Below are 12,758 nucleotides of genomic sequence, written 5' to 3'. Positions count from 1 at the left end.
TTTCTCCTTAGGTTCTGACATAAAAAGCATAGGCCATGATTTGTCAGTTTTCAATTATTGTTTGAAAAATCAATTTTCAAACGATTCACTCTTCTGCCAAAGGGGCAAAAAATTGCTCAATATCGTTTACGGTAAGATGCTGTAGAGAACCTGTCTGCTCTCCCAAAACCCCTTCAATCAGCTGTTTTTTCTTTTCTTGCATGGCCAAAATCACTTCCTCAACTGTGCCGGCGGAAATCAGCTTGTAAACAAAAACCGGATTTTTCTGACCTATACGATGACTTCGATCGGTAGCCTGCTCCTCAGCTGCCGGATTCCACCAGGGATCATAGTGGATAACCGTATCCGCGCGCGTCAGATTTAAACCGGTTCCTCCCGCCTTCAAACTAATGAGAAACAAGGGAATGTTACCTTCCTGAAATGTATTAACCAATTGATGACGATTGACCGTTTGTCCGGTTAATTTCAGATACTGAAGTTGATTGGCTTTGAGCCTTTCCTCAATTAACTCAAGCATTGATGTGAATTGGGAAAAAATTAAAATACGTCTCCCTTCCTCGATAAGATTAACCACCAAATCCATCAGAACATCCAGTTTGGCGGAAGTTCCATGCGCAATTTTTGCCTCAGGAATCGATAACAAGCGCGGATCACAGCAAACCTGACGCAGTTTCAATAAAGCATCCAGCAATACGATATGGCTTTTTCCCATTCCCTGACGAGCAATGGCTTCTCTGACTTTCTGCTCCATAGTAATACGAATGGCCTCATATAAATCCCGCTGGGCATCTGCCAGTTCAATTAACTGCACTACTTCAGTTTTGTCAGGTAATTCACGAGCAACCTGATTTTTACTGCGGCGCAGCATGAAGGGCTGTACACGATTAGCCAGCAAGATTCTGCGCTCCTGGTCCGCATTCTTTTCAATAGGAATTTTAAAAAATCGACGAAACTGACGAGCATCCCCCAATAATCCTGGCATCAGAAAATGAAACAGCGACCATAATTCACCCAAATGATTCTCCAGTGGAGTACCGGATAAACACAGTCTATGCCGGGCTTGAATTTGCTGAATAATCTGAGTCGTCTTGGTTTTAGCGTTCTTGATAAATTGAGCTTCATCAAGAATCAGATAATAAAAAGGATAATTGACGAAACGTGCTTTATCCCGTTGAATTAAACCGTAAGTGGAAACGATGACATCGTATTGATCAAACTCGTCCTGATGTCGGTTGGATCCATGAAACACCAGAACTTTAAGTTCCGGGGTAAACCGTTTGGCTTCTGCTTCCCAGTTGCCCATCAGACTGGTTGGCGCCACGATCAGACTGGCGTGCTGCAACCGCCCCTGCTCTTTCTCCAGCTGCAAATGAGCCAGAGTCTGCACTGTTTTACCAAGCCCCATATCATCAGCCAAAATCCCGCCAAATCGGGATTCCCGCAAAAACTGCAGCCAGCTTAAGCCTTCTGCCTGATAATCCCGAAGCTGCGCATTCAAGCCTTCAGGAGGTGATATTTCAGGAATCGACTGCGGCCCCAGTAACTGAGTCAGCTGGGAACGAAGCTGCTCTCCCCCCTTCCAGCGCAAAGCTGTGGCAGCCAGCGCCAGCTCTGTTTCCTGCATCAGGATTAGCTGGTAGCGTTTTATCTGCAACTGATTCTGGTTATCTATAAATCGGGAACCATATTGCATAATAAAGCGAATAAGCGGCTTAATTCTTCCCATTGGCAACTGAAGTTTCTTTCCTTGGGCCAGAGGGAGTCTTATCAGACGCTCATCCGGGATGTTCTCAAGTTCACTGAGATTTAAGCCGGAAATTAATTCGACAACCAGGGGCACAATATTAACGGACTTGCCTTCAACCAGAATACCCAACTGGTAGGAAAAAAAATCTTCTCCTGATTCCTGTAATTCAGAATACCACTCAACATCATCAGCTGAAACCAGTTCCTCATAAACAAAATGCCTGAACTCTACAGTCCAGCCTTTTGACTTTAACAGGGGAATCACCTGGGTGAACAAACGTCCTAAATCTTGCTCTGACTGGAAATGAACTAAAATATTGCTGATTTCCAGCGCCTGCTCGCAATTTAATTTTTCCCAAACGCTCGCATGACGAGTGGGCAATATCTGACTGATTTCCTGAGTATATTGTTTTTCCTGCAACAGATTTCTTGAAAGGTCTATCAGCTTGCCGGAATCCTCATAGATTAAACTGGTATTGGTCGCGCTGCCATGAACCCTAAGCGCATTGTCGTATTCAAAGAAGATTTCCCTGATAAACAGAAAATGGGAACCCTCCTCTGATAAACTCGTTGAGTCCGTGATTCGCGGCATATCTAATGGAAGCGCATCAAACTGAATGACAGGTTTGGGTGTGCCTTTTCTCTGAATGCGTTCAGCAAAAGCAAGAGGGGCTGGTAGCATGGGAGTAAACTGGTGTCTGATTTCATCTATCCTGTCGACTGCATCCATGGCAAGCGGCCCAATCTCGAGAATAGTTTTTAGCTGGCTTGGTTGATAAGGAGTATGTAAGACACCCAGCTCGGCTTCTGCATTCAAAAAATACCAGGGCTTGTCGAGCAGCAATGGGGATAACAAATGAGCGTTTTTGTCCTCCATTACCAGATGCTGCTGTCCCTGTTGATTTAAATGCCAACGCAAAACCAGTTCCCGCGGCTCACCAAGACTCAAGGACTGGGCGAGAGACTCCTGAAAGAGATAGGCGCGGTTAGTTCGCAGGATCTGCTCAAGGAGTTCGCTATTTCGCAGCGAAAGTTTGTCAAATGAGCCTGCAATGGTGGATTTCGACAGCAAAGTATTGATGATATTTTCATCCTCTGCCCTGCAATATTGTTTTTTGCTTTGGGTAAAACTGTTAAATACAGTGAATTTACCATAGGTTCCATGTCGTTTCAGGCGTTTGGCTAAAGCCAGATGGATTAAGACACGATGATCCCATTGCTTTTTTTGTATCTCAAGAAGATACAAAATGTCATGGGTGTATGAGCGAGGCTTACTATCAACCTCCTGTGCTCTGATAGTTTGAAGCCAACTGGAAAGTGATTGTTCTTTCTGTCCATTGACCTGGGGCGCCGAAATTTTCAGATTTTCTTTAATTTGCAAGGCAAAAAAGCTGGCAGCAGCATGTTTGCAATTGCTGGCTTGTGCACAATTGCAACGAGCAGGCTTATTGGGCCAGGCCTTTAAATCAGCATACACATCATATATCTGACCGCTTTTTCCTTTAACCCGGGCTTTTAGCAAACCATCGCTGAGCCGAATATTCAGAACATAATTTTTTTGCTGATATTCTTCGCCTTGCATTAGCACGGCAGGAGAAAAAATTTCAGCCATCCGTGATAAAGCATCTTTCAGCATAATTGGGTATACTTAGGAGTAAACGTTAAATTATAGCAAATAGATTCACAGCTGAATATCTATCCCATTAACTTATTTAATATGTACATCAATGAACAATTCCATAACAATACTGATGGCGCAAATTAATCCAACAGTGGGTTCTATCGCCGCTAATGCCAAAAAAATAATAGCTATTATTGAGAAGCATCAGGACAGTCATGATCTGATTCTTTTTCCTGAATTGTGCCTGACAGGCTATCCCCCGGAAGATTTACTCTTGAGACCCGCCTTTCTCGAGGAAATTAATCAGGCGGTCAGTGAAATTTCAAAGCAGATAACTGACTGCCATGTGATTTTCGGTTTTCCCAGTCTAATCGATAACTATTGCTACAATTCCGCAGGGGTTTTTTATCAGGGCAAACAAAAAGCGCTTTATCATAAACAAATATTACCTAATTACGGCGTATTCGATGAAAAGCGCTATTTCAAAGCAGGCCCATCTCAACGCTGTATTTTTGAAATCAGAGATTACCGGTTCGGTTTATGTATTTGTGAAGATTTATGGCAGCCAGGCCCGGTTGAACAATTAGTTAATAGCGAAATTGATGCGCTTCTGTGCATTAATGCCTCCCCTTTTGATTATACAAAGCAGGAAAAGCGTGAAATGTTACTGAGCAGCCATGTTCAGCATGGCTTCCCCATTTTCTATGTGAATCTGGTCGGCGGCCAGGATGAACTTGTTTTTGATGGTCAATCCCTTGTGATGGATACGGATGGCTCCACTTGCGTGCGTCTTCCCGCTTTTCTCGAAACAGTCAGTACCGTTGAGTTTTCAAAACAGCAAATTGAGGGTGAGCTTAACCCCCTGCAAACGAAAGAAGAGCAAATTTATAATGCCTTAAAACTGGGCACAAAGGACTATATTGAAAAAAATGGTTTCCCCGGTGTTTTGCTTGGTCTTTCTGGCGGAATCGATTCCGCACTGACGCTGGCTATTGCTGTAGACGCATTAGGCGCTGACCGGGTCACTGCACTTCTGATGCCTTCTCGTTACACGGCAGACATGAGTAATCAGGATGCCTTAATTCAATTGCAGGCTATGAAGGTCAAAGGTGAAACACTTTCCATTGAACCTGTATTTAACAGCTTCCTGCAAACGCTAGACCCCTTGTTTGCTAATAAGCCGAAAGACACGACAGAAGAAAACATTCAGGCAAGAATTCGGGGCGTTCTGTTAATGGCTTTGTCTAACAAAACCGGCAATATGGTATTAACCACCAGCAATAAAAGTGAAAGCGCCGTGGGTTACGCCACACTTTATGGCGACATGGCAGGTGGATTTTCAGTTTTGAAAGATGTCTTGAAAACTCAGGTCTATGATTTGGCACGTTACCGTAACAGTATTTCTCCGGTAATACCTCAGCGTGTTCTGGAAAGAGCGCCATCAGCGGAGCTAGCGCCCAATCAGACTGATCAGGACAGCTTGCCTGATTATCCCACCCTGGATGGAATCATTCAGGGCTATATGGAGAATAATTTGTCGGCTGCAGATCTGATACAACAAGGTTATCCAGAAGCGGATGTACGCAGAGTGATTCGACTTATCAAAAGAAATGAGTACAAAAGACGACAGGCAGCACCTGGAGTCAAAGTGAGCATTCGCTCGTTTGGCCGAGACTGGCGTTATCCGATTACCTCAGGATATTAAATACCTGGCTTTGCAAGCAATCTAATGCCTCGGACATAAGCCCATAGCCGTCAGGCTAAGAAGTAATGTTATCCACCTCTCCACCGCGTGCAGCGTGGGGGAGAGGGTAGGGTGAGGGGGTTAAAAAATTTATCACGTGAGTGATTCCATTTTGTTGTGGCATAAACCATAACCTCGGAAATATGATTAATAAATCGCTACGCGACCTTGTTTATATTCCCCTCACCCTAACCCTCACTGCCATTAAGTTAAGGGAATGTTGTCATTCCCACGAAGGTGGGAATCCATTCCTCAATTGGCATTATAGCTCGCACAGAGATGGATCCCCGCCTTCGCGGGGACGACAGTTTATATACAACTAAGCTTAACTTAATGGAAGTGACCTTAACCCTCTTCCCCGCTGCGCGCGGTGGAGAGGGGATCAGATATACAGAGGGAGGAATAAGCCTAACAGGATCTCTCTATTTTTGAGTTATTGTCAGCATTTTCTTCCTCTGAACCAGGAGCTTTCTCGCCTTTAGATAATAGAAAATTAAACTGGGATACTCTTGCCGGCTTCAGCTTTTCTGGAGGTGGCGGCGGAGGTGGCGGTGGGGCTAATTGTATTGCTTCATCTGGTTTAGAAGAGTCTATAGAAACGGTTATAACCTCATTGGACTCAAGAGATTGCTCAGATATTTCTGAACTTAAAGCCTGTTCTTTTTTAAACAAGCCGAAGTTAATCTTGGAAACTCTTGCCGGATCCAGCTTTTTTGGAATGGATGGCGGTCGAGCCAATGTTGCTGCCTCATCGTACTGAGAAACCTCATCTGGAGCTGCGGCTTCCTGCTTGATTTCAGCGGAAGTTCCAGCTTGTTTTGACTTGTTTAAAAACCATTTTTCAACCTCCAAATAGTCTTCTCGCTTTAAAGCCTTTTTGACAGATACTTTCGCTAAAAGCAGTTCAAAATTATCCTGCTCTTCCTTTGTAACCACATGATCACTTGTTTGCCAGGATTCAATAATCTCTTTGATATCGGGATAAGTCGACCAGTCCACAGGAAAACAACGGTTGAAAGTATCGAAGTAAAATAACTTCCAATCTGCTTTCGATAAAACGAAAGAACAAATTGGAAACTCCATGTAAATACTATTTTCTTCTCCAATAAATTGATCCATTAATTTACAAGAACTGGTTTTAGCGCCATTGGCAACTTTGCGTGACTTGTCTGCCTTGCTATCGACAACCGCGGATTCAATCGTTGAACTTACTACACCCTTCAATGCCTCAGGGGAATGCCTTAGATTGCGAATTTGATTTTCCAGTATCGATTGCACAGTTTTGCTTTTACTTGCTTCAACTAAACGACGAATCTTGACTGCTTGCAAAAACACTTTAATTTTCTGAGGATCGGAGACACTTGAATTACTCTCTTTTTTTAAACAATCTTCCAGGAGAGGATGTTGTGCCAAAGGAACACTATGCGGTTCTAATGCCAATGTATCGTACCAGTCAATTGCAGCCTCAGAAGTCAGTTTTTTACCAATAATATTCCCAATGGTTTGCAGTTGATTGCTGGATAACTTGGCGATTAGCAAGCCTTTTTTAAATGTGCTTGAATCACCGGGATTTAATGCTTCAATCAGGGTTGAAGCCGCAGGATACTCTTGTAAAGACTCACCCCGACGATGATACAGCAGTTTTCCTGAGCCCGTAATGATGCAGGCGGTATGAAGTCTTTGTAAAAATTGCTCCGTTACCGAGGCCTCATCCGGAAAAAAGTACAATGGGATACCATTATGAAAAACATAGGTGGTCGATAAATTTTTTGTATCGGTAAGATCTGGATTAGTCTGTAAATTAATTTTCTCCAGTTGTTCCTGAACCAACCGGTTCACTGCCATTTTCAAATGATAAAATTTGGAAGTATTCATTGGAGGAATTTCGGCCACTCTGGGTCCTGTAATCTCTCTCAGCATTTCATTAGTCAATGCCCGATAGCTGGCGTGTCCCTGGTTATCATAAGAGCTGAGCTGCCACTTGGCAGGAATCAGCACCGTATGTCTTTTCTTAACAGCCGTAAATTCCAGCAAATTATTTAAAATTTCCTTCTGTGGATCTTCAGGTAAATTGTCTTGTTCCAGTGCCGTGCATAATAGTTCCCAGTTGCTGTCTGAATTAAAATCTTTCCTGGTAATAACCGCTTTCATCATAGGCACTTCAGGAATAAAATTGGTCACTGACTCTAGGATATCTTTCTCAGATCGACGCAGCTCATCAAGAAGTACCCGGCTTTTTTCTTTAGGCTCCAGGTTAATGCGCTCGAGAGCGTTCCCTTTTATTACAAGTTCGCTCTTTAATCTTTCCAGTCCATTTTTTATAAATTCCAATCGTTTTATTTCAAGCCTGCCATCCGGCTGGCGCTGCAAATAAAACAACCGGTTATCCGCTGTCAAAATGTAGGCGAAATTTAAGTTTTCATACGCTGAGTCTTCAGGAGTCGGTCTTGAGGATTGCAGAATCAGACAGCATTCACTGTTTTTTCTACTGACCGTATAGTGGATCGTGTCATTTTCAGCTTTCTTCAGATAGAGACAACGATACTCAGGCTTCAAATCAGCGGATTGAATACCCAGGGTATAGTTTTTAGCAGGTGTGGCCTGTGCCAGACGTTTTAAACAGAAACTATGTTTATCAGGATGCTTACTGGCAAACTCCTTTGCCTCACCCTGCTCTTTAAACAGGTAAATGTTAATACTGTCATCCAGGCTTTGTTTGCAACACATGTTTATTTTATTGTAAGCATCTCCGCGCTCAGGCACTTTTCCTTTTAAACTATTTAAAATATCGGAAAAATCTTTGGTGATTGGTAAGAAATTCAGAGAGCCCTGCAGGTCCATCCAGAATAGTTGCCAGGTAGGGTCCGGTTTAATTAAAAAGATATGATGTAGAGGATTTTTTAATTGATATTCCCGTGCTTTAATCAGAACCTCATCAGTCTTCTTAGCTGTATCCCAAAATACCATCACATCGGGTACTTGCGAAGAAGTGATCTCTTTCTTTTTCTCGAGTTCTTTTCGTGCTGCAGACGCTTTTTGCTCGGCCGCTTTTTTTATCTCCGTTGCACTTTCAATATACTCATTTAAGCCCTTCCTTAAAGGGACAAGAACATGGTCTCGCAAATCATCATTACTTACATCCTGATACTCATCATTTTTTGCCATGTAACAGCGAATGGCAGCAATAAGCAAACGGGTATTTGCAGAGTTTTTCTCCCAGGATCCTGTGCCAATGAATTTATAAAAATTTTCAAGATAAGAACTCATATCATTGAAAACTGCTGCCTCAGCTACCGCATTATCAAAATCCTTTTCTCTATCCTTTAATTTTCCCTTTGCCAGATATTCCTTTTTAGCTTCAAGCAAAATGCTGTCTAAGTTATGCGAAATGAAGGGTATTAATTTTTTTGCAAGTCTGTCAGGGTTCCTTTGTATGTCTTTTTTTTCCATTTTTGTTTTCATTTCTTTCCCTAAAATTTTCGATCATCCATCTAGCATCTTAACGCAATATATAATGATTACAAGGAGAACTTTCGTTCAGTTTGGCCTCTATTTTGAACAATCTGCTATCGAATTTAACCCACTCAAGATTCAACTGATAAAGTTAATTGCTTACTACTTGCAAAATAAAAGTAAAGCGCTAACATGTGGTTGCTTCAAAACAATAATAACAAGGGAAGCCATGAGAACTGTATTTTTTTCGGCCGCATTAATGGCCTCCGGCGCAGCCTGCGCAGCTGTTCCTATTGATGGCTGGTATGCAAGTGTATTTGGCGGTTTTACCAGTGTTCAGGACAACATCAGCGTCAGCAGTCAAGGCTGGCACCGCTCCAAAGCCGGCTATGACAATAATTATAATGTCGGAGGCCGCCTTGGCTATAAATGTACGCCTTTACGATACGAAGGTGAGCTCACCTATCTGACCGCCGACCTCGATCATTTTTATATTGATGACATCCGCCAGACCGGAATTACCGGTGATACCAATGCGATTCTCGCTATGGCCAATGTGTATTATGACTTCCCAGACATGGTTCCCGGCATACAACCTTTCCTTGGAGTGGGCATTGGCTATGCCTATGTTAATGTCGATTTAAACAGCACAGGTCCCTTGGGCGTTACTCGTTATAGCGGCTCAAATAGTGTATTTGCCTATCAGGGAACTGGCGGTTTTACCTATAATTTCAGTGAGATCTACTCTGTTGACATCGCTTACCGCTACATTGGCACCCAAAGACCGGATGAACTTGGCAAAGTCTATCAGGCCCATCTTGGTACAGTCGGTGTGACTTACCGCTTTGACGGCTCCAGATATAAATAGTAAGGATTTCTCATGAATCATTTTTGTCGATTAAGTCTGGCTGGATTATTATTGTCTGGCAGTGCAGGATTTGCGGCCGTCAACCCTTTACCGGGTTGGTATGTAGGTTTGTTTGGCGGCGGCGGGTATACTCAGCCAATTAAATTCACTGTGGCACCCAATGTATTGCTAACTGGAACTTATCCCTATTATATCAGTCCGACTAATCTCGATCTTAGCTATAAAGGAATGGGGAACGCAGGTGGTCAGATAGGATACCGCTGCAGCAAATTTCGATTTGAAGGTGAGGTGGTATATAACTATAGCGGCTATAAAAAATTGCAGGTACAAAATGCTACTTTTGGAACCTATACAGTTCCCAGCTTCAGCAACAGCTATGTCTTTCATCTGAATGGTGAAACGTCGATGGTTTCCGGCCTGGTGAATGTTTACTATGACTTTTTTACACCTGATGGCGATGTCACCTGGATGCCTTATGTTGGATTAGGTATTGGCTATTCCTATATTGAAAATAACATCAAGTTTTATTATAACAATCAGCAGGTGTTTCCTGTCACTGGCTCGGAATTAGGCAAAGAGAATGGCTCATCCTCTATTGCACAGGCCATTCTTGGGGTGAGTTATCTGCTGGATGACTTTACGTCTATAGGTACTGATCTTCGTTTTATGCGAACCGGAAATGTCACACTGATTCCCAAAGGCCGTTTTGGCGTTGCGAATGCCGTCGAAGAGCGTATGACCATGGTCGCCTGGAATGTTAACTTCAATTTTACTTTTGACCAACCATCTAGCTGATATTGGGACAGGATTCATTATGCGCTATCTGATTGCTCCCTCCATTCTCTCCGCTGATATGACACGCCTCGGCGATGAAGTATCGGCTGTGCTTGATGCGGGAGCTGATCTCATACACTTTGATGTGATGGACAACCACTATGTTCCCAATTTGACGATTGGTCCTTTCATTTGCAAAAGTCTGAGCAAGCGTTTTCCGCAAGCCATTATTGATGTGCACCTGATGACCAATCCAGTCGATGAATTGATTAAACAGTTTGCAGAGGCTGGAGCAAAACGCATCAGTATCCACCCTGATGGCACTATTCATCTGGATAGAAGTCTGCAACTGATCAAGGCATCAGGATGCGAGGCAGGCCTGGTATTAAATCCCGCCTGCTCGCCCGAAATCATTCAATGGTGCTTACATTACCTCGATTTCGTATTGGTTATGACTGTCAATCCCGGGTTTGCGGGTCAAAAATTAATTCATCCGGTTATTGAAAAAATCAGATGGATTAAATCCAACTATCCACTACTGCCCGTCTGTGTCGATGGCGGCGTGCAGGCAGAAAATATTGCTCTATTAGCCGAGGCCGGTGCTACCCAGTTTGTAGCAGGTTCTGCTATATTCTGTAGTAACGATTACAAAAGCACTATTGCCGCTATGCGACAACAATTGGCTACCGTCCAGTGACCTCCAGTTTATTGCATTAGCTTATCACACCCTTAACCTGTGGAAGACTATGAAAAAGTTTCTTTTTCTGATCATTAGCCTGTGCCTGCCTTTTGCGCTGCAAGCAGCCAGTGCTGGCGAAATCTATGTTCAACGCTTTATGAATTACATGGAATGGAGCCAGAATTTGCCGCAGGAAGCAAGTCCTGAATTCCTGGTATTTATTGGAGATAATACTCCCTTGGCCAATCGTTTGAGAGAGAAGTGGTTATACCAGTTGGCCAGACAAAGGAACTGGACTGATTATACCAGCTATTACCGCCCCTCTTCTGATGTCAGTCTGCAATGTTTTGCCAGGCTTGCTGACTATTTCCAGGGAAGAACCGAACTGGCTCTGGAGGGCGCAAAACCTTTATGGTTAAAAGGAGATTCTCAACCGGGCGCCTGCAACCAGCTCTTTGATTTTCTTTTAAAAAGTGGTCAGTTTGATGAGCAATTGATTACGGAGCGTATTCGCCTGGCATTGGATAAACGAAATCTTGGTCTGGCACGTTACTTATTAAAGCTTTATCAAAAACCCCGCCTCGAAGACGAGCAATTACTTCTTGGTATTTCACAAAATCCATTACGTATTTCACAGCTGCAACCAAAGGAATTGCATGACGCCTTCTATCTTTTCGGCTTGAAGCGTCTTGTATCCACCAACATGGAACAAGCCATTAAGCTCTGGCAGCAACCTAAAACGCGAAAGATGTTATCAGACGCTCAGCAGCAATCCTTTCTTGTACAGCTGGTTATTTACAAGGCAATGCGAAATCATGAAGACACTGAGCAATGGTTTGCAAGAATTAAGCCTCCTTATTATAACGACGCCTTGCTTGACTGGGAAATTAGAGCCGCTTTGAAACAGCAAAATTGGCCTAAAGTGGAAAAATACATCCTCTTCTCTACTAATAAAGACAGCCCTTGCTGGCAATATTGGCTAGGCCGTGCGAAAGAAGGTCAAGGCAAAAAGACCGAAGCACAAAGCATTTTTCAAGCCCTGGCTGAAACCAGAAACTATTATGGGTTTTTAGCGAGTCTTCGCCTGAATAAAAAGCCAAGTTTTGTAAATGAAAAGATAGTGAATGATCCGAATGTTTTAAAACCCTATCGAACAGTGATAATGGCAATTAAAAACCTGTATGCCAACAAACAGGTTTTGCAGGCATCCAGAATGCTCAATGATTTTGTACTGGAGCTGCCCAGGGAGGACAAGATCGCATTGATTCACTGGGTCGCCACGGAATTACAATGGCATGGAAAGTCCGTCTATCTCAGCAATACCGATGAACTGAGCAATCAGCTTTCCCTGCGCTTTCCATTAGCCCATGAACCAGCTGTAACAATCTATTCCAAAAACTATAATATTTCCAAGGAATTTATCTATGCCATTATCCGCCAGGAAAGCAGTTTTCGGGAGGATGTCGTGTCAATGGCGGGCGCACGCGGCTTAATGCAACTGATGCCGGAAACAGCCAAAATGGTGGCCAAGCAGGAAAAAATTTCTTATGGAGATAAAAACCAGCTATTCTCAAGTCAAAAAAATATTAATATAGGCGTCGCCTATCTTAAACAATTAGCCAAACGCTATCATGCTCATCCTGTGCTGATGGCTGCCGCCTATAATGCCGGCCCGCGGCAGGTCAATTACTGGATCAAAACACATCCTCCCAAGCAAATTGACATCTGGATAGAAACACTTCCCTGGCATGAGACAAGAAATTATCTGAAAAATGTCATAGCCTTTTATGCTGTTTATCAATTCAGAATGCAGCATAAACCGGATTTGAGTGATTTCATGCAGCCGATTAACTAAGCTGGGAGGTTGATTACA

General features: G+C 43.2%; 7 protein-coding genes. 5 read left to right on the top strand and 2 right to left on the bottom strand.

What is annotated here, in order from left to right; all coding sequences use genetic code 11:
* Positions 1-85: 85 nt before the first annotated feature.
* The gene (locus tag E1O89_RS01240) at positions 86-3,382 is read right to left on the bottom strand and encodes a DEAD/DEAH box helicase (RefSeq protein ID WP_133138573.1); all 3,297 of its coding nucleotides are present in this window, start codon (positions 3,380-3,382) and stop codon (positions 86-88) included.
* 91 nt (positions 3,383-3,473) lie between these two features.
* On the opposite strand from E1O89_RS01240, the gene E1O89_RS01235 reads away from it, so the two are divergent.
* Positions 3,474-5,072 (top strand): NAD+ synthase, encoded by a 1,599-nt coding sequence (locus tag E1O89_RS01235; RefSeq protein WP_133138572.1) that lies wholly within the window; start codon positions 3,474-3,476, stop codon positions 5,070-5,072.
* Positions 5,073-5,519: 447 nt separating this feature from the next.
* Here E1O89_RS01235 and E1O89_RS01230 read toward each other — a convergent pair whose 3' ends face one another.
* Positions 5,520-8,573 carry a hypothetical protein gene (locus E1O89_RS01230; protein WP_133138571.1) on the bottom strand — a complete coding sequence of 1,018 codons (3,054 nt, stop codon included), beginning with the start codon at positions 8,571-8,573 and terminating at the stop codon, positions 5,520-5,522.
* Positions 8,574-8,793: 220 nt separating this feature from the next.
* Between E1O89_RS01230 and E1O89_RS01225 the strand changes: the two genes are divergently transcribed.
* The 4 genes from E1O89_RS01225 to E1O89_RS01210 are packed head-to-tail and all read left to right on the top strand — an operon-like array spanning position 8,794 to position 12,740.
* Entirely contained in the window at positions 8,794-9,432 is a 639-nt protein-coding gene (locus E1O89_RS01225; protein ID WP_112220011.1) for an outer membrane protein, read from the top strand.
* A 12-nt stretch (positions 9,433-9,444) separates the two neighbouring features.
* Positions 9,445-10,227 (top strand): outer membrane protein, encoded by a 783-nt coding sequence (locus E1O89_RS01220; protein ID WP_133138570.1) that lies wholly within the window; start codon positions 9,445-9,447, stop codon positions 10,225-10,227.
* A 19-nt stretch (positions 10,228-10,246) separates the two neighbouring features.
* Positions 10,247-10,903, top strand: coding sequence for a ribulose-phosphate 3-epimerase (gene rpe, locus E1O89_RS01215; RefSeq protein WP_133138569.1), 657 nt, complete (start codon positions 10,247-10,249; stop codon positions 10,901-10,903).
* Positions 10,904-10,952: 49 nt separating this feature from the next.
* Positions 10,953-12,740, top strand: a complete 1,788-nt coding sequence (locus E1O89_RS01210) for a transglycosylase SLT domain-containing protein (RefSeq protein ID WP_133138568.1) — start codon at positions 10,953-10,955, stop codon at positions 12,738-12,740.
* Positions 12,741-12,758: the final 18 nt, after the last annotated feature.

The sequence above is a fragment of the Legionella genomosp. 1 genome, assembly GCF_900640215.1.
Classification (GTDB): Bacteria; Pseudomonadota; Gammaproteobacteria; order Legionellales; family Legionellaceae; genus Legionella_C; species Legionella_C quinlivanii_A.
The sequence above is the reverse complement of the archived record's forward strand: the minus strand, read 5'-3'. Positions and strand labels throughout refer to the sequence as shown.

Bases quoted from the DNA above. Each gene is read 5' to 3' on its own strand.
- E1O89_RS01240 (WP_133138573.1), bottom strand. From the start codon at position 3,382: ATGCTGAAAGATGCTTTATCACGGATGGCTGAAATTTTTTCTCCTGCC.
- E1O89_RS01235 (WP_133138572.1), top strand. From the start codon at position 3,474: ATGAACAATTCCATAACAATACTGATGGCGCAAATTAATCCAACAGTG.
- E1O89_RS01230 (WP_133138571.1), bottom strand. From the start codon at position 8,573: ATGAAAACAAAAATGGAAAAAAAAGACATACAAAGGAACCCTGACAGA.
- E1O89_RS01225 (WP_112220011.1), top strand. From the start codon at position 8,794: ATGAGAACTGTATTTTTTTCGGCCGCATTAATGGCCTCCGGCGCAGCC.
- E1O89_RS01220 (WP_133138570.1), top strand. From the start codon at position 9,445: ATGAATCATTTTTGTCGATTAAGTCTGGCTGGATTATTATTGTCTGGC.
- rpe (WP_133138569.1), top strand. From the start codon at position 10,247: ATGCGCTATCTGATTGCTCCCTCCATTCTCTCCGCTGATATGACACGC.
- E1O89_RS01210 (WP_133138568.1), top strand. From the start codon at position 10,953: ATGAAAAAGTTTCTTTTTCTGATCATTAGCCTGTGCCTGCCTTTTGCG.